This is a genomic window from Kitasatospora sp. NPDC024654 (assembly GCF_055559155.1).
Map to the genome: position 1 here is coordinate 159367 of NZ_JBVHLF010000002.1, position 15395 is coordinate 174761.

Consider the following 15395-nt stretch of genomic DNA (forward strand, 5'->3'; position numbering starts at 1 on the left):
CCCGGCCCTCCCTTCTCTCGCACGAGAGTTGGCTGCTCCCCCCTGTTTGGGGTGGGGAAAGAAACTCCCCCACCCACCGAGCTGGCGCTTCTGGGCCCCCCCCCCCCCCCCCCGGGCCCCGCTCGTCACCGCCACCGGCTCGGGGCGCGCCGGTCAGGCCGCCTTGTCGACCCGCCACATCGGGTCCAGCGCGGCACCGGCCTGGTCGGCCAGGGTGGCCGCGACCAGCCGGGCCTGACGGGAGGGGCGGGCGCCGGGGATCGGGTCGAGCATGAACCGGCCGTAGTAGCGGTCACTGCTCACCAGCCGCAGCTCCACCTCCTGGGCGGGCATGCCGAGCCGGTCCACGTCCCAGACGTTCTCTCCGATCAGCACGGATCCGTCGTGCTCCAGACGCGGCGGGTGGCCCATCAGCGTGCCGTACTCGAAGCGGCAGCCGCGCAGCTGGAGCACCTCGATCAGCTGCTCACGGACGTGATCCGCCACCGCCAGAGGGGAGTTGGCGGAGCGGGAGAGCACGGCCGTGTCGTGGATCTGAGCCAGGTAGCCGGCGTCGGTGATCGCGATCACGCGCATCCGGCGGGCGTGCGTCGCGAGTTGGGAGACCGCCAGGCCAACCAGGAGCAGCAGCACGGCGGTTGTGAGGTCGGCGGACTTGCTGATGTCGAAGGTCGTGTACGGTCGGGTGAAGAAGAAGTCGAACCAGACGGCGGCGGACACCGCCGCCAGCGCCCCGGGGACGCGGTGACCGAGGGAGGCCACGGCGACGATGACCACCACCAGGCCCAACGCGACGTCCGTGTTGGCCAAGCTGCCGCGGGCGGGCAGCAGCACCGCGCAGACCGCGGGCGGGAGCAGCAGTGAGGACACCAGTGCGGCCCGGCCGCTGGTGAGGTTCTGGCGCATGACACACCTCCTGACCACCGGTCTACGCAGCCGCCGTACCGGGCGCAAGCGGTAGCGGGCGCCCTTAACGCACCTCTTGCGATGGCCGCGTCAAACCTGATCGGTGGTGATCCGCGGCGGTCAGCAGTGGTCGGATCCGCTCAGGCGGCGTGCGTCAACTCCCGGACGCTGATGGTGCGGTCGCCGCGCCGCCGGTCACGCAGCAGGGCGGACGGCGGGACGGCGACGACCGGGCAGGTCGCGTGGGCGAGGCAGTAGCGACTCACCGAGCCGTGCAGCAGCCGACGCAGACCGCCCTGGCGACCGGTGCTGACGACCAGCAGGTCGTCCGGCCGGTCGGCGAACTGAACCAGCGCCGGCCCGGTCTCGCCACGGATCACCAGCGGGTCGAGCTCGACCCCGGTGGGGAAGCCACCGAACGCGTCGTCGAACGCCCGCTCCAGCCGCTCGACGGCGGCCTGCTCCCAGGCCCGCAGCAGGTGCGGGCAGGGGTGGACGCGGTAGTTGGCCTCGCCGCCGACCGGCGTCCAGGCCAGCACCGGGACGAGCACCGCCCGGCGGGCCCGGGCCTCGTCCACCGCACGGTGCAGGGCGGTCAGGCTGTTCAGCGAGCCGCTGACTCCGACGATGACCCGGGCGACGTCCGACATGATCCTTCGCTTCTCTCTGCTCGATAGGTCCCTGCAATTCCTTGACAGGGATCCGGCAAGCTGAATGTTTCGAAAGGTTCGACGGCGCTTGCCCTTGGATCCATTGGATCCTAGTCGAGTGTCACACCCGGTCGTCCTTGACGCCCCCGTAACGCCCGTCCGGCGCGTCTTGACGAGTCCCTGATGCGGGCCACCGCCTGGCGGACGGAACGCGACCGGGACCCGGCCGCGGTGTCAACGCGCGATCGGGTCCCGGTCGGGTGGGGCGGAGCGGCTAGCTCGGGTTCCCGACGTCCTTGCGGCTGACCGCCAGGTAGCCGACGAAGCCGAGGATCGCCACCGTCCAGCTGAGGGTGGTCGGGCCGAGCCCGAGGCCGAGACCGCCGCGGCTGGTCGCCACCGCCATCCAGTCGGCGAAGGAGGCGCCCAACGGGCGGGTGACGACGTAGGCGAACCAGAAGGCGAAGACCGCGTTGAGCCCGAACCGGTGGGCGATCGCCGGCAGCGCGATCACCACGGCGAACAGCACGCCCGAGCCGAGGTAGCCGAGGTTCAGGGTGGTCGCGGTCAGGTCACCGGTCGCGGTGCCGAGCGCGAAGGTGGTCAGCACCGTCGCCCAGTAGAACAGCTCGCGCCGACGGGTGTGGATGCCGTGGATCGAGAGGGTCTTCTCGCTCGCGAACCAGGCACCGAGGACCACGGCCAGGGCGACCAGGAAGAAGGGGGCGGAGACCGCGTACGGGATGCCCAGCCCGACGTGCAGGGTGTCGGCGGCCATCGTGCCGAAGACGCTGACCATCACCACGGCCGTCCAGTAGACCCAGGCGATGTAGCGGCGGACGGCGAACTGCAACGCCAGCGCGGCCACCAGGCCGCCCCCGCCGATCGCGACCGCGATCATCGGGTTCATCAAGTGGGCCAGGAAGTCGGAGGTGGTCTCCCCCATCCCGGTGGTCAGGACCTTGGTGATCCAGAAATAGGCCGTCACCTCTGGCACCTTGCTCATCACGTGCCGCGCGGGGGCCCGCGACCCGCCGTGCTGGAGTTGCGCTGTGGTCATGGGGCGAAATGCTGGCACACGGATACTGAAGCAACACTTAAGGGCCCTCGTCAGCCGAGGTAGCCCGGGGTGCGGAGCAGGGCGGTGCCGGCACCGCCCGCCCGGCGGGACCGCAGGCCGTGCCGGAGGCGGTCAGCGGCGTGCTCGTGCAGCAGGGCGGCGGCCTCCGGCGGCGGGAAGAAGCGGGCCTCGGCGATCTCCTCCGGCTGCAGCCGGAGCGGGGTGGTGGCGGGGACGGTACCGCCGTCGAACATGAAGTGCACCGCCGGGTGGGCGTGGGGCTCCTGGTCGGGCAGCGGGTCGCGCCACTCGACGACCAGCAGCCGCAGCTCCGCACCGAGCAGCAGGCCGGTCTCCTCCGCCACCTCGCGCACGGCGCACTCGGCCGGGCCCTCGCCCGGGTCGATCCCCCCGCCCGGGTACTGCCACTGGTCCCGGTAACTCGGCCGCAACAGCAGCACCCGGCCGGCCGGATCGGTCAGCAGCACGCTCGCGCCGGCGTAGGCCCGGACCAGGCCGGACAGCCACTCGTCCTCCGGGAGCCAGGTGGTCGTCATGGTTTCTCCGTCCGGTGGGGGCGGGGGGCGGCCGCGGGGCTTGGTAACCACTCTGTCAGAGCGCGCCGCGGGCGGCGGGCCGCGGCGGGCCGGGTTCACCACACGGGGTGACCGGCAACCGGTGGGTCGCCCCGGCACCGGAAGGGCGGCGGCGTGATCCACCGACACCGCGCGGGGGTCGCTCTCGTTGGACCGGCCATGGACGAACCTCTCCGCGGGGAACAGGCGGGTGGGCCCGCACAGGTGCTGCCGCCACCCGGCGCCGGGGCGGCACTGACCACGGCGTTGGCCGTGCTGGCGCTCGCGGCCCTGCTGACCGGGTGCCAGGCGCAGCATCGGACGGCGCGCATCGAGGACGGGGACGCGCCGGTCTCGGCCACCACCGGGCTGGCCGGCCCGGTCAGCGGGGATCAGCCGCTGCGCGAGGACCTGCACCGCGGGTCCCTGGAGCCGTCCGGGGCCGACCCGTCAGCGCCGGCCCCGGTGACGAGCCCGCCGGCCGGGCCGCCACCGGTGGAGCCGGGGCGGGGCCCGGCGCAACAACCCACCGGGCACGCGGCGGCCGAGGCGCCGGAGCCGACCGACCCGGCACACGCCCGGCCGCGCCCTCCGCACGGCCCCGCGGCACCACCGCGGTCCGGCGGCCGCCCCGCCGTGCCCCCACCGCCGGCCGGCCCCGCCGTGCCCGGTCCCCGGCCGGCCGGCCCGGGAACACCGGACAGCCGGGTCTCGCCGCCCCTCGGCCTGTGCGGCGCCGGCGAGCGGTACGGGCACTGGGCCCCGGACTCCGAGCAGGCCCGGATCTGCCGAGGCGTGTACGGCGGGTGAGGCGAGCGGGCCCGCCGGTCGTACGCCGTTATGATCCGGTGTCAGGCGGCCCGACCACGCCGCACGTCCGTGTCACCGCCACCGCCGTCCCATCGCCACCGAACCGGGAGCAGCCATGATCGCCGCCTTCAGTGTCACCCCGCTCGGGATCGGCGAGGACGTCGGCGAGGCCGTCGCCGCGGCGGTGAGGGTGGTCCGCGCCAGCGGGCTGCCGAACCGGACCGACGCGATGTTCACCTCCGTCGAGGGCGAGTGGGACGAGGTGATGGCGGTGATCAAGCAGGCCGTCGAGGCGGTCAAACCGTTCGCGAACCGGGTGAGCACCGTCATCAAGATCGACGACCGGGCCGGGGTGACCGACGGCCTGCACACCAAGCTGGCCTCGCTGGAACGGCATCTGGCGCCCGAGCAGCACGTGACGGTCGACTGAGCGGGGACGCGGTCGTGCGGCGCGGTCAGAGGCCGAACAACCGGGCCGCGTTGTCGTGGCAGACCGCGCGGAGCCAGGGGTCGCCGAGGTCCAGGCGGGCCAGCGACTCCAGGGCGTGGCGGTACGGGTAGGGGATGTTCGGGTAGTCGCTGCCGAGCAGGACCCGCTCCTGGAGGGCGGCCAGCCGGGGCAGCAGCTCGCGGGGGAACGGCGCCGCCGACTCGGTGAAGTCGGTGAAGGCCATGGTGGTGTCGAGGTGCACCTCGGGGTGGGCCTCGGCCAGGGTGAGGAACTCCGCGTACTCCGGGGCCCCCAGGTGGGCCACCACCAGCCGCAGCCGCGGGTGCCGGGCCAGCACCGCGCCGATCGGGCCGGGACCGGTGTGTTCGCCGGGCGCGGGGCCCGAGCCGCAGTGCGTGACCACCGGTGTGCCGGCCTCGGCGAGCAGCCCCCAGACGTCGTCCAGCAGCGGGTCCGTCGGGTCGTACCCGCCCACCTGCAGATGGGCCTTGAAGACCCGGGCCCCGGACGCGACGGCTCGCGCCACGTAACGGTCGGCGCCGGGCTCGGGGAAGAAGGTCGCCGTCCGCAGGCAGTCCGGCGTACGGTCGGCGAAGGCCGCCGCCCAGTCGTTGAGCCAGTCGGCCATCCCCGGTTTGTGCGGGTAGATCATCGCGGTGAACGCGCGGACCCCGAACTCCCGCAGCAGCGCCAGGCGTTCGGCCTCACCCTCGCGGTAGGTGATGGCCCACTCCCGGCCGACCAGCGGACCGGCGGAGTCGAAGTAGGCCCAGACCTTGGCCAGCACGTTCTCCGGCATGAAGTGGGTGTGCACGTCGATCAGCCCGGGGAGGCCCAGTTCCCGCCAGAACGCCCTGACCTGCTCCACGCCCATCCGCCGCCTCCCCTGCCTCCGTCGCCTGGCCCACTGTACCCACCGGTCGCGGGGCGGCCGAGGCCGTGACCATAGTGGGCCATGGCGATCGAGCGTTCACCGGAACCGGGTACGGCGGGCGGGGTCGGCCGGACCTGCGGGGTGTGCGGCCGGCGTGCGCTGCTGACCGCGGCGGTCGGCGCGGCGGTGTGCGCCGCGGGGTGCGGCGGTTCACGGACGGCCGGCCCGACGCCTCGAGCGAGCGAGCGCCCCTCGACGGCTGCCGGACCCTCCTCCCCCGCCCTCCCCGCCACCCGGCCCTGGCTGCCCGGGCCGGGCGAGATCCAGCCGGACGTCAAGCTGCGCGCCGTCCAGCTCGTCGAGGCCCTCGGCTCCTGGCCCGCCGGCGGGGCCGGCCCGGCCGCCGCGCGGGCCCGGGTCGCCGCGCTGGGCTTCGATCCGGGCCTCGCCGACCAGGCCGGCCCGCTGCTGCCGGCCGCCGACCGGGCCGCGCTACAGGTGATCGACGCGCAGTACGGCGGCATCCTGTCCGACTCGGCCAGTGTCCTGGTGGTCTGCGACCAGTGGACGGCCACCGGTGGCGGGCCGGTCGCCGCCGGCGGCACCACCGTGGACGTCCGGCTCGGCGCGGCCACCCCGCGCTGGAGGGTCACCGCACTGCACCCCGCGCGGCCCGGCCCGCCCTCCGCCACGCTCTCCGGGACGGTCTCCAGGGCGCTCGCCGAGCCGCGGCTCCAGCTCTCCCCCGCCTCGCTCGCCGACCTGCGCTCCGGTCTGGTCCACGACAGCGTGGCGCGGGCGATGCTGACGCTGGCCCAGAGCCACACCGTCACGGTCAGCGTGGTCCGCTCCGGCCACCCGCTGGACGTGTTCGGCACCGACCGGCCGAGCGACCACCCGCTGGGCCGGGCCTTCGACGTCTGGCAGATCGACGGGCGGGCCGTGGTGGACCCGGCCACTCCCGCCGCCCTGGTGGACACCTTCATGCGGGCCGCGGCCGCGGCCGGCTCGTACAACGTCGGTGGACCGCGTCAACTCTCCGGCGGCACCACGCCCGACCAGTTCTTCACCGACGCCACCCATCACGACCACGTGCACGTCGGCTTCCTGACGTAGCGGTCCAGTTCGCCGTGATGACGACCGCGCGGCGCGGCGGCCAGCATGGGGAGTTGATGACGCCCCGGGGCAAAGCCCAAGTTCACGCTGTACCCGGCCGTTGCTCCAGCCCGCTGTGGCACGGCAACCGTCCGGTACTGCATCGGTGCAGGTCACGATTGGGCGGCGGTGAGTTCGCCGTGGAAGACACTGCGCTGGGTCCAGTGGAGGTACTTGCGGCAGGTCCTCAGGACTTTCGGGTTGCGTTTCGGCGGCGGTGTCGTGGACCAGGATGACGAACATCGGTCACCACCACGGCCGGAACGGCTTGTACCGGGTGTCTTCCAGACAGAGGCGTACCAGCTTGAGGGCTTCCCCGATCGCCGCCGGGAGCTGTCCGTGCTGCTCTGCTCAGCCCTGATGCGCGCCGCCAGTCTCGGCTGGTACGAGCGGGGCGACATCTGGGCACGCGCGGCCGAAAACCGTCCGGACACCGGAGACGCGACCCGGGAGCACTCTTCCTCCTGTGGTCCGAAGGCCAGCTCACACGGGGCCTGCGTGACGTGATCACCCACCACGTGATCTTCCGCTGGAGCCGCCTCGGCATCCCCTACGCCGCCCAGGGCGCACCGGCACTCGCTGCCCGAAGCGCCGTCTTCGACACCGCCCCCGCCCAGCTGACCACCCCAGCCGCCCCACCGGACCAGTGGACAACCGCGAAATCGAAAGCGTCCCGTACGTCCCGGGCGCGCCGCGACTCGCCCGGAACCGCCCTGCTTGAAAAGGGAGTTCGAACACCGGAAGGATCCTCACCCATGAACGAGATCTGGGAGATCACGAACTCCCTTGCAAGTAAGCTGGATTCACACTTCGACCGTGCCGATGAGCAGCGCTGGACCGTGCAGGCTCTCAAGCTCCAGGAGGAGGCCGGCGAGGTCGCCGAGGCGGTCATCGGGGCGCTCGGTGCCAACCCCCGCAAGGGCTTCTCGCACGACTGGGACGACGTGCGCAGGGAGGTCTGCGACGTGGCCCTGACCGCGCTGGTGATGCTCGCCCGGATGGGCGGCGACCCGCGCCGGTTCTTCGAGGAGCACGTGCGCGGCGTCGCCGCCCGCAGCGATGCGGGGGTCTGATCCGTGGCCGGTCGACACGCCCGCCTCCTCGACGCCGCACTTCCCCCAGACATCGACGTCCGCCTGGCCGCGCTCTCCACCGGGGCACCCGTGGTCGACGAGGGGTGGTCGTCTCGATGCTGTCCTCCACTCTGTCCGGCACCGCCCCGCGGCCTTCGCCCTCCTCGGATTGCTCGTCTACAACGGGCAGATGGCCCTCGCCGTCGCCGGGGCCGCCATCGTCGGAGTCCGCACCGGAGCCGCCAACATCACCTCCCTGGTGAGCAGCTTCAACGCCCTCTACGAAGAAGCCCTCTACGTGCGGGACCTGGACCGTCTCCAGGAGGAGGCCGAACGGCGGGCCATCCCCGTCGGCGGCACCGATCTGCCCGAACGCCCAGAGATCCTCAGGGTGGAGAACGTCTCCTTCACCTACCCGGGGCGCACCTCACCCGCGCTGAGCAAGGTGACGCTGGAGATCCCCCGCGGCAAGGTCGTGGCCCTGGTCGGCGACAACGGCTCCGGGAAGTCGACCCTGACCAAACTCCTGTGCGGCCTGCACCTGCCCGACGAAGGGCGAATCCTGTGGGACGGCGTCGATGCCGCCACCGCCGACCGGGATCAGCTCTTCGCCTCCGTCGCCATGCTCGAACAGGGCTTCCAGCAGTGGCCCTTCACGCCGCGCGCCAACGTCCTGATCGGCCGGCCCGAGTACGGCGATGCCCCCGACCAGCTCAAGAAGGCCGCCGACTACGCCGACCTCCATCCTCTGGTCGAACAGCAGGACCGAGGGTGGGACACTCTGGCCGCGCGCGGCTTCCAAGGCGGCGTGCAAGCGTCCGGCGGCCAGTGGCAACGCATCGGCACAGGCCGCACCTTCCACCGGGCGACCACCAGCAGCGCCTCCGGCCGGCCGCCCTACCTCGTCATCGCCGATGAACCGACCTCCGCCCTCGACGCCCAATCGGAGATCGACGCATTCGCGCGCATCCGTGAACTGGCAGCCCAGGGGCTCACGGTCGTACTCATCACCCACCGCCTCGCCGCCCACCGCCGACGCCGACCTGATCCATGTCCTCCACGACGGCCAGCTCACCGAACAGGGCACCCACGCCGAACTGATGGCCCAACCGAACGGCCGCTACCGAACGTCCTACCTCCTCCAGGCCCGCCAATACTCGACAGCACAGCCAGCCGCAGGGACCGCGAACCCGCGAGCAGCGACGAGCGACCGCGAGCCCAACCCCAGCACATCCACGTGACCAGGAGCACTGGCTCCAACCGGCTCCGGATTCACGGGAGCCTAGCTCCAACCCTTGTTCCCAGCAGCCTGGTTGTGCTCACGATCCACTCTCAGAGCCGGTGCTCACCGAGTCCGGAATCCGACGTTCCCACAGGACTCACCGCTCACCGAGCCGTGGACCCTGCACGTAATGGCACTCAACCAGGACGGGAAGAGAAGTCATGACCGCCGATCCTCACGGGTACCGGAGGGCCGCAACCGGCGGGACAACCACCATCGCCGACGGCGGCTGCCCCCGCACCGGCTCCTCCGTGTCTGCGGAACGGGGACAGCCACGCCACCGACCCCATCTGGGGGATCTGGCTTCGGCGTTTGCAGTGGGAGCGACGGGCTCGGGCCTGACTGCGTCACCGGAAGCATGACCAGCGCAGATGGTGCTCGTTGGTCTGGTGGCGAGGCTTGACGAGGTGCCCCGTCAACGGGCGGATCTCCGGGACGCTGAGCGCTATGAGCTCGTGTTCGTCGTCTGCGGTGCCCCCTTTTGCCGCTGCCTGGGCACGGAGGGCGGTCAGGTAGGCCAGCGCAGCCATGGCCAGGGTGACGTGCCGGTGCCGGGCCCGGTAGAGCCTGACCTGCGGGGCCGATGGCGAGGTCGGCGTGGCCGGCGGCCATGGCGGCCTGGAGCCGGTCGGCGTGCGGGTACTCGCGTAGCCGGATCCGTACGCCGGGGTGGCGGCGGCGCCAGTTCCGCAGGGCCGGCGGCAGGATGCCGAGGCTGATCGAGTAGATGGCGGCGACCTCCAGCTCACCCTCCTCCAGGCCGGCTGTGCGCCGGGCCACCGTGTGCAGGCGTGCGGCCTCGGCGAGTGCGGCACGGGCGTGTAGCAGCACCGCCCGGCCCATCGAGGTGAGCCGCACCGAGCGGCAGGCGTTCGAGCAGGGGCCCCGATCGCGCTCTCCAGGGCCCTCATCTGGCGGGAGAGCGCGGGCTGGGTGACGTGCAGTTGCTCGGCCGCGCGGGTGAAGGAGCCGGTGTCGACCACGGCGACCAGGCATTCGAGCTGGCGGAGCGTCGTTGTTGCCATGAGCGGATTTTATCGCCGAGGTAGAAAACAAGCCTTGGACTCATTACTGGAGGTTGAGGGAGGGTCGTGGTGTGGCCGCCGCGGGGAACAGCGGACGGCCGATCCCCGATGACTCGAAGGAGTTCTCCCGATGTCGGATGACACGGTGTCCAATGGCACGCCTCTCCAGGGGCAGCGGCTGGTCGTGGTGGGCGCGGGTTCGCGCACCGGGCGCGCGCTCGCCAAGGCCGCCTCGGCGGCCGGTGCCGCGCTCGTGCTGGCGGGCCCGGATCCGCGCAAGTTGGAGTGGACGGCCGGTGAGCTGTCCGGGCCGTCCGAGGTGGTGGCGCTCGACCTCGCCGACGAGCGGTCGATCGCCGACTTCGCCGCCCTGGTGGGCGGGTTCGACCACCTGGTCTCCACCGCCGCGATGCCGGCCAACGGTCCGCTGAAGGACCTCGAACTGGCCGATGTGCAGCGGGCGTTCTCGGCCAAGGTGATCGGTCCGCTGCTGCTGGCCAAGCACCTCGCCGGGCAGGTGTCCGAGCGCGGCTCGTTCACCTTCTTCTCGGGCGTGGCGGCCTGGCGGCCGGCGCCCGCGCGGACGGTGATGGCCACCACCAACGGTGCGCTGGCCTTCCTGGTCCAGGCGCTGGCGGTGGAGATCGCCCCGGTCCGGGTGAACGCCGTCTCCCCCGGCATCGTGGACACCGGCTCCTGGGACGGTCTGGGCACCGACAAGGAGGCGTTCCTGCGTGGTGTGGCCGAGCGCAATCCGGCCCGCCGGGTGGGCAGCCCCGAGGATCTGGTCAAGGCGGTGTTCTACGCCATCGACAACCCCTACGTGACCGGCACCGTGCTGCACGTCGACGGCGGCGGCCGCCTCGCCTGACCTACAGCCCGCCTGATCATCCGACTCGACCGATACGAAGGAGCAGCTGATGGATCTCCACCTGGACGGCAAGGTCTTCCTGGTCACCGGGGCCTCCGCCGGCATCGGCGCGGCCACCGTCCGCACCCTCGCCGCTGAGGGTGCATCCGTGGTCGGCACGGCCCGCAGCACCGAGGGCATCGAGGAACTCGGAGCTCGCGTGAGCGCCGTCGCGGCCGACATGACCGATCCGCGGACGCCCGAGCGGGTCATGGCCGAGGTGCTGGCCCGGCACGGGCGCCTGGACGGCCTGGTCAACAACGTCGGCGGCCTGACCTCGCGCACCGGTTTCCTGGAGGTGACCGACGAGCAGTGGCAGGCGACGTTCGACCTCAACTTCCACTCGGTCGTCCGGATGACGCGCGCCGCGCTGCCGGCCCTGCTGGAGCACGGTGGCGCACTGGTCCACGTGACCAGCGAGGCCGCCCGGCTGCCCGACGTGCCCCTGGTGGACTACGCCGCCGCCAAGACGGCCCTGCTGTCGCTGAACAAGACCCTCGCGGTGGAGTTCGGCCCGCGCGGGGTGCGCTCCAACGTGGTCGCCCCCGGTCCGACCCGCACCAGGCTGTGGGACGCCCCGGGCGGGTTCGCCGAGCAACTCGGCGCCCAGTTCAACCTCGCACCGGAAGCGGCGATCGACCACTTCGTGCGCGAGGTGCGGCGACTGCCCAGCGCCCGGCTCGGCGAGCCGGGCGACGTCGCCCGGGTCATCGCCTACCTGCTCTCCCCACTCGCGGGCCAGATCACCGGCGCCGAGTGGGCCGTCGACGGCGGCGCACTGCGCCAGATCTGATGTCTCGTCATCAATTCCTCCGGCCGGTCGAAGGGACCGGCCGGCCACCCCGGCACGCCCGAAACCGGAAGCGTGACCGGCCGATTCAAGGAGCAACTCCCATGCGTTCGCGCACCCTCATCCGTACCGCCGCTGTCGCCGCGGCGGCGGCGAGCCTCGCGGGCGGCACCGCCGCTGCCGCCTACGCCCACGACAACGGCCACCACTCGTCCTCGCAGGCCTGGCCGCAGCGCCTGGTCGACCGCTCGCCCGACCTGGTCCAGCCCGAGGCGCTCACCGTCGACCGCTCGATCGGCGAGAAGCGAGCGGCCCAGGAGGTCCACCTGGCCCAGCAGCTGTACACCTTCTGGAACACCGGGCAGCAGAAGTACCTGGACGCCGCCATCAGCCCGCAGTTCAAGGACAACACGCTGCCCGCCGGCCGCCCGCAGGGCCCCGCCGGGCCGGTCTTCGCCTCGAAGAACTTCCGCACCGCCGTGCCGGACCTGACCTGCGAGCTGTCCGACGTACTGGTCACCGGCGACAAGATCACCGCCCGGATGGTCTTCCACGGTCACTTCACCGGCACCTTCAACGGCGTCCAAGGCAAGGGGCAGAACGTCGACTTCAACGCCATCGACATCCAGCACGTCGGCACCGACAAGATCATCGAGGACTGGCACATCGAGGACAACCAGACCCTGATGAGCCAGCTGGGCGTCAACGGCTGATGCCCCTCCTCCTGTACGCCGTCGCCCCTGGCGGCCTTCGCCATCGGCACCACCGAGTTCGTCGTCGGCCTGCTGCCCACGCTGGCCCACGCGCTCTCGGTCTCCGTACCGACGGCCGGCTACCTGGTGACCGGCTACGCCGCCGGGGTCGCGATCGGCGGGCCCCTGCTCGCCCTCGCGGCCCGGCGGCTGCCGCCGCGCACCACCCTGATCGGCCTGATGACGCTCTTCAGCGCCGGACACCTGGTGATGGCGGCGGCACCGGACTTCACGGTGCTGCTGATCGCCCGGCTGGTGACCGCCTCCGCACACGGGGCGTTCTTCGGCACCGGCTCCGTGGTCGCGGCAGCCGTCGTCCCGCAGGACCGGCGTGGCCGGGCGATCGCCCTGATGTTCACCGGCCTGAGCGTGGCCACCGTGATCGGCGTCCCCGGCGGCACCCTGCTCGGTCAGCACCTGTCCTGGCGGGCACCGTTCGCCACGGTCGCCCTGCTCGCCGCCGCGGCCGCCCTCGCCCTGTACCGGCTGCTGCCCCGGCAGCAGCCCGCCCCCGCGGCCGACGGGACCGCGGCAGCATCGCGTCCGGCCCCGGCCGCTCTTGCGCTCGCGCTGGCCACCACCGTCCTCGGCTGGGGAGTGATCTTCGTGCCCTACACCTTCATCACTCCCTACCTGGAGACGGTGAGCGGATTCCGCCAGGGGACGGTGACGCTCCTGCTTCTCCTGTTCGGCGCGGCATCCGCCGTCGGCGGTGTGCTCGGCGGCAGGGCCGGTGATCGCCACGCCGGCGCCGCGCCGCCCGTCACTCTCGTGTTGCTCGCCGCCGTGCTGGCCCTGGTGCGAGTGGCGGGTCACAACCAGGCGCTGACCGTCGCGTTGCTGATCGGCTGGGGCGTCAGCGCCTTCGCCCTGGTCCCCGCGCTGCAGGCCCGGGTGGTCGCCATCGCCGGGACGACCGGCACCCTCGCGGCCACGCTCAACATCGCCGCGTTCACCATCGGCATCGCCGCCGGCTCCGCCCTCGGCGGAGTCATGGCGGACGCGGGCCGGCTGCGCGCCACCCCACCGGCGGCCGCCATCGCCGTCCTCGCGGCCGTCATACCGGCGCTTCTCTCGCACCGGCAGAACCGTTCCTCCTCACCCGGAAGGCAGCCACTTCCCGATGAACACTGACGACATGTCCGACCTCCCGCTCGCCGGGACCCTGATCGCCGACGGCTTCCAGGGCTGGACGCCGGCACTGCGCGAGGAGTTCAAGCAGAACGCGTACAACGGCCGGGTCGGCAGGCGGCTGCTCAGCGAGACCGCGCGGGTGCGGGTGTGGAGCATCCGCCTCGCCCCCGGCGAGCGGGTGGCCGCCCACCGCCACGTCCTGGACTACTTCTGGACAGCCCACACCGCGGGCCGCAGCCTTCAGCACACCTGCGACGGCACCACCCGCATCGTGGACTACACCCCGGGCGAAACCCGCCACTACACCTTCGGCCCCGGTCGCCACCTCTTGCACGACTTGGAGAACATCGGCACCACGACCCTCGAGTTCACCACTGTGGAGTTCAAGAACGGCGCCAACCCACCCCTGGACCTCCAGCCAGAGCCGGAGCACTGACCGGCGCCGACCCCCACCTCGCGAACGGCTACCCCTGACGGCAGATGCGGTTACAGTACTTGGCTCGCGGGTGCACACGTCTTCCCCTTCTTTCGCAACCGCGCGCATTCTTGACCCTGCCCTGACAATGGCGTCGGATCGTGGGGGACTCATGGACGACCAGGACGTGCTCGACAAGGTGTCCCAAGCCGCCCGCCAGGCATCTGCCGCCGGCACGGTCGCCTCCTACATCCCGGCACTGGCCCGAATCGACCCGATCGCCTTCGGATTCGCGATCGCCCACGCCGGCACCTCCGAGCCGGTCCGCGGCATTGGGGACTGGCAGGTGCCGTTCTCCATCCAGTCCCTCTCCAAGGTCTTCACTCTCGCGCTGGTCCTGGCCGCGGACGGCGACGCCCTGTGGCAGCGCGTCGGCAAGGAGCCCTCCGGTTCTCCGTTCAACTCCCTCGCCCAGCTGGAGCGCGAGCGTGGCATCCCGCGCAACCCCTTCGTCAACGCGGGTGCCCTGGTCGTCACCGACCGCCTGCAGACCCTGACCGGCGACGCCAGCGGAGCCCTGCGGGACTTCCTCCGAGCGGAGAGCGGCAACCCCGCCCTCGACTTCGACCCCCGCGTCGCCGCCTCCGAACGGCGCCACGGGCACCGCAACGCCGCCCTCGCCCACCTGCTGGCGGACCACGGCAAGCTCGCCAACCCGGTGCGCACCGTCCTGCACCACTACGTCAGGCAGTGCTCCATCGCCATGACCTGCCAGGATCTCGCCCTGGCCACCTGCCTGCTGGCCCGGCACGGAGTCCGGGCCGACGCCAGCCGCCTGCTCACCCGCAGCGAGGCCAAGCGCATCAACGCCGTCATGCTGGTCGGGGGCACCTACGACGCGGCCGGCGAATTCGCCCACCGCGTGGGCCTGCCCGCCAAGAGCGGCGTGGGCGGAGGCATCATCGCCGTCGTCCCCGGCCGCTGCGGTCTCTGCGCCTGGGGCCCGGCCCTGGACCGCCACGGCAACTCCGTGGCCGGCATCACCGCCCTCGACACCTTCACCACCCTCACCGGCTGGTCCGTGTTCTAACTGACCGGCTCCAGTGAGCCTGCTCCGTTTCGACGGACGCCGTTGGTGTGGTGGTCAGACCGCCAGGACGGTCTCGTAGTCGGCGGGCCTGCGGTAGCCGAGGCTGCTGTGCAGCCTGCGCATGTTGCACCAGGCTTCGATCCACAAGACGATCGCGGTCCGTGCTGCGGCTCGGCTGGGCCAGGGGCGGTCGCCGAGCAGCTCCCGTTCGAGACATCCCACGTCGCGCAGCACTCGGCATTCCCGGCGGGGTCGGCATCCACTACGCCTTCACGCCCCACGGCGCGACCACGACCATGCCCTCGGCGCCCTGGCTCGCGCTCGTCGTGCTCGCGACGCCCCTCGTGATCGGGCTGCTGACCACCGTCCCCACCCGCGTCGGGGCCCGCGGATCGCTCGCGGAGGCACTCACCACATCGATCTGACAAGCCCGTTGGGTGATC

General features: G+C 72.2%; 19 protein-coding genes and 1 pseudogene. 12 read left to right on the plus strand and 8 right to left on the minus strand.

Annotation, left to right across the window (positions count from 1 at the left end):
• Positions 1-153: 153 nt before the first annotated feature.
• The 4 genes from ACZ38L_RS01950 to ACZ38L_RS01965 form a co-directional block, all read right to left on the minus strand.
• Positions 154-906 carry a DUF4118 domain-containing protein gene (locus tag ACZ38L_RS01950; RefSeq protein WP_465688290.1) on the minus strand — a complete coding sequence of 251 codons (753 nt, stop codon included), beginning with the start codon at positions 904-906 and terminating at the stop codon, positions 154-156.
• Between the two features lie 140 nt (positions 907-1046).
• On the minus strand, positions 1047-1556 hold the full coding sequence (locus ACZ38L_RS01955; protein ID WP_396559717.1) for a universal stress protein: 510 nt from the start codon (positions 1554-1556) through the stop codon (positions 1047-1049).
• 274 nt (positions 1557-1830) lie between these two features.
• Positions 1831-2616, minus strand: coding sequence for a COG4705 family protein (locus ACZ38L_RS01960; protein ID WP_465688292.1), 786 nt, complete (start codon positions 2614-2616; stop codon positions 1831-1833).
• Positions 2617-2666: 50 nt separating this feature from the next.
• A complete protein-coding gene (locus ACZ38L_RS01965) occupies positions 2667-3173 on the minus strand; it encodes an NUDIX domain-containing protein (protein WP_465688294.1) in 507 nt (168 codons plus the stop codon).
• Between the two features lie 198 nt (positions 3174-3371).
• On the opposite strand from ACZ38L_RS01965, the gene ACZ38L_RS01970 reads away from it, so the two are divergent.
• On the plus strand, positions 3372-4001 hold the full coding sequence (locus tag ACZ38L_RS01970; protein ID WP_465688296.1) for a hypothetical protein: 630 nt from the start codon (positions 3372-3374) through the stop codon (positions 3999-4001).
• A gap of 115 nt (positions 4002-4116) precedes the next feature.
• A complete protein-coding gene (locus ACZ38L_RS01975; protein WP_465688298.1) occupies positions 4117-4431 on the plus strand; it encodes an MTH1187 family thiamine-binding protein in 315 nt (104 codons plus the stop codon).
• Between the two features lie 25 nt (positions 4432-4456).
• On the opposite strand, the gene ACZ38L_RS01980 is transcribed toward ACZ38L_RS01975, so the two are convergent.
• Positions 4457-5326, minus strand: a complete 870-nt coding sequence (locus tag ACZ38L_RS01980; protein ID WP_465688300.1) for an amidohydrolase family protein — start codon at positions 5324-5326, stop codon at positions 4457-4459.
• An 81-nt stretch (positions 5327-5407) separates the two neighbouring features.
• On the opposite strand from ACZ38L_RS01980, the gene ACZ38L_RS01985 reads away from it, so the two are divergent.
• The gene (locus ACZ38L_RS01985) at positions 5408-6442 is read left to right on the plus strand and encodes a hypothetical protein (protein ID WP_465688302.1); all 1035 of its coding nucleotides are present in this window, start codon (positions 5408-5410) and stop codon (positions 6440-6442) included.
• A gap of 152 nt (positions 6443-6594) precedes the next feature.
• Here ACZ38L_RS01985 and ACZ38L_RS01990 read toward each other — a convergent pair whose 3' ends face one another.
• A complete protein-coding gene (locus ACZ38L_RS01990; RefSeq protein ID WP_465688437.1) occupies positions 6595-6882 on the minus strand; it encodes a CRISPR-associated endonuclease Cas2 in 288 nt (95 codons plus the stop codon).
• A gap of 354 nt (positions 6883-7236) precedes the next feature.
• On the opposite strand from ACZ38L_RS01990, the gene ACZ38L_RS01995 reads away from it, so the two are divergent.
• Both ACZ38L_RS01995 and ACZ38L_RS02000 read left to right on the plus strand, forming a co-directional pair.
• Entirely contained in the window at positions 7237-7554 is a 318-nt protein-coding gene (locus ACZ38L_RS01995; protein WP_465688304.1) for a MazG-like family protein, read from the plus strand.
• Between the two features lie 190 nt (positions 7555-7744).
• On the plus strand, positions 7745-9001 hold the full coding sequence (locus tag ACZ38L_RS02000) for an ATP-binding cassette domain-containing protein (RefSeq protein WP_465688306.1): 1257 nt from the start codon (positions 7745-7747) through the stop codon (positions 8999-9001).
• Here the strand turns inward: ACZ38L_RS02000 and ACZ38L_RS02005 are convergent.
• A complete protein-coding gene (locus tag ACZ38L_RS02005) occupies positions 8996-9679 on the minus strand; it encodes a LysR substrate-binding domain-containing protein (protein WP_465688439.1) in 684 nt (227 codons plus the stop codon). The genes ACZ38L_RS02000 and ACZ38L_RS02005 overlap by 6 nt on opposite strands.
• 95 nt (positions 9680-9774) lie before the next feature.
• Positions 9775-9861 (minus strand): annotated as a pseudogene (locus ACZ38L_RS02010) (LysR family transcriptional regulator); the annotation flags it as partial.
• Between the two features lie 130 nt (positions 9862-9991).
• On the opposite strand from ACZ38L_RS02010, the gene ACZ38L_RS02015 reads away from it, so the two are divergent.
• From ACZ38L_RS02015 to ACZ38L_RS02045, 7 genes are all read left to right on the plus strand, one after another.
• On the plus strand, positions 9992-10732 hold the full coding sequence (locus tag ACZ38L_RS02015) for an SDR family oxidoreductase (RefSeq protein WP_465688308.1): 741 nt from the start codon (positions 9992-9994) through the stop codon (positions 10730-10732).
• 49 nt (positions 10733-10781) lie between these two features.
• Positions 10782-11564, plus strand: coding sequence for an SDR family NAD(P)-dependent oxidoreductase (locus tag ACZ38L_RS02020; protein WP_465688310.1), 783 nt, complete (start codon positions 10782-10784; stop codon positions 11562-11564).
• Between the two features lie 101 nt (positions 11565-11665).
• Entirely contained in the window at positions 11666-12274 is a 609-nt protein-coding gene (locus ACZ38L_RS02025; RefSeq protein ID WP_465688312.1) for an ester cyclase, read from the plus strand.
• A 42-nt stretch (positions 12275-12316) separates the two neighbouring features.
• Positions 12317-13447 (plus strand): MFS transporter, encoded by a 1131-nt coding sequence (locus ACZ38L_RS02030; protein ID WP_465688441.1) that lies wholly within the window; start codon positions 12317-12319, stop codon positions 13445-13447.
• Entirely contained in the window at positions 13437-13883 is a 447-nt protein-coding gene (locus ACZ38L_RS02035) for a cupin domain-containing protein (protein WP_465688314.1), read from the plus strand. Before ACZ38L_RS02030 ends, ACZ38L_RS02035 begins: the two co-directional genes overlap by 11 nt.
• 151 nt (positions 13884-14034) lie before the next feature.
• Positions 14035-14952, plus strand: a complete 918-nt coding sequence (locus tag ACZ38L_RS02040) for a glutaminase (RefSeq protein ID WP_465688316.1) — start codon at positions 14035-14037, stop codon at positions 14950-14952.
• A 161-nt stretch (positions 14953-15113) separates the two neighbouring features.
• Positions 15114-15377 carry a hypothetical protein gene (locus ACZ38L_RS02045; RefSeq protein WP_465688318.1) on the plus strand — a complete coding sequence of 88 codons (264 nt, stop codon included), beginning with the start codon at positions 15114-15116 and terminating at the stop codon, positions 15375-15377.
• Positions 15378-15395 lie beyond the last annotated feature (18 nt).

Excerpts from the sequence above, each read along its gene's own strand:
- ACZ38L_RS01950 (WP_465688290.1), bottom strand. The coding sequence starts at position 906 with ATGCGCCAGAACCTCACCAGCGGCCGGGCCGCACTGGTGTCCTCACTG.
- ACZ38L_RS01955 (WP_396559717.1), bottom strand. The coding sequence starts at position 1,556 with ATGTCGGACGTCGCCCGGGTCATCGTCGGAGTCAGCGGCTCGCTGAAC.
- ACZ38L_RS01960 (WP_465688292.1), bottom strand. The coding sequence starts at position 2,616 with ATGACCACAGCGCAACTCCAGCACGGCGGGTCGCGGGCCCCCGCGCGG.
- ACZ38L_RS01965 (WP_465688294.1), bottom strand. The coding sequence starts at position 3,173 with ATGACGACCACCTGGCTCCCGGAGGACGAGTGGCTGTCCGGCCTGGTC.
- ACZ38L_RS01970 (WP_465688296.1), top strand. The coding sequence starts at position 3,372 with ATGGACGAACCTCTCCGCGGGGAACAGGCGGGTGGGCCCGCACAGGTG.
- ACZ38L_RS01975 (WP_465688298.1), top strand. The coding sequence starts at position 4,117 with ATGATCGCCGCCTTCAGTGTCACCCCGCTCGGGATCGGCGAGGACGTC.
- ACZ38L_RS01980 (WP_465688300.1), bottom strand. The coding sequence starts at position 5,326 with ATGGGCGTGGAGCAGGTCAGGGCGTTCTGGCGGGAACTGGGCCTCCCC.
- ACZ38L_RS01985 (WP_465688302.1), top strand. The coding sequence starts at position 5,408 with ATGGCGATCGAGCGTTCACCGGAACCGGGTACGGCGGGCGGGGTCGGC.
- ACZ38L_RS01990 (WP_465688437.1), bottom strand. The coding sequence starts at position 6,882 with ATGTCGCCCCGCTCGTACCAGCCGAGACTGGCGGCGCGCATCAGGGCT.
- ACZ38L_RS01995 (WP_465688304.1), top strand. The coding sequence starts at position 7,237 with ATGAACGAGATCTGGGAGATCACGAACTCCCTTGCAAGTAAGCTGGAT.
- ACZ38L_RS02000 (WP_465688306.1), top strand. The coding sequence starts at position 7,745 with ATGGCCCTCGCCGTCGCCGGGGCCGCCATCGTCGGAGTCCGCACCGGA.
- ACZ38L_RS02005 (WP_465688439.1), bottom strand. The coding sequence starts at position 9,679 with ATGGGCCGGGCGGTGCTGCTACACGCCCGTGCCGCACTCGCCGAGGCC.
- ACZ38L_RS02015 (WP_465688308.1), top strand. The coding sequence starts at position 9,992 with ATGTCGGATGACACGGTGTCCAATGGCACGCCTCTCCAGGGGCAGCGG.
- ACZ38L_RS02020 (WP_465688310.1), top strand. The coding sequence starts at position 10,782 with ATGGATCTCCACCTGGACGGCAAGGTCTTCCTGGTCACCGGGGCCTCC.
- ACZ38L_RS02025 (WP_465688312.1), top strand. The coding sequence starts at position 11,666 with ATGCGTTCGCGCACCCTCATCCGTACCGCCGCTGTCGCCGCGGCGGCG.
- ACZ38L_RS02035 (WP_465688314.1), top strand. The coding sequence starts at position 13,437 with ATGAACACTGACGACATGTCCGACCTCCCGCTCGCCGGGACCCTGATC.
- ACZ38L_RS02040 (WP_465688316.1), top strand. The coding sequence starts at position 14,035 with ATGGACGACCAGGACGTGCTCGACAAGGTGTCCCAAGCCGCCCGCCAG.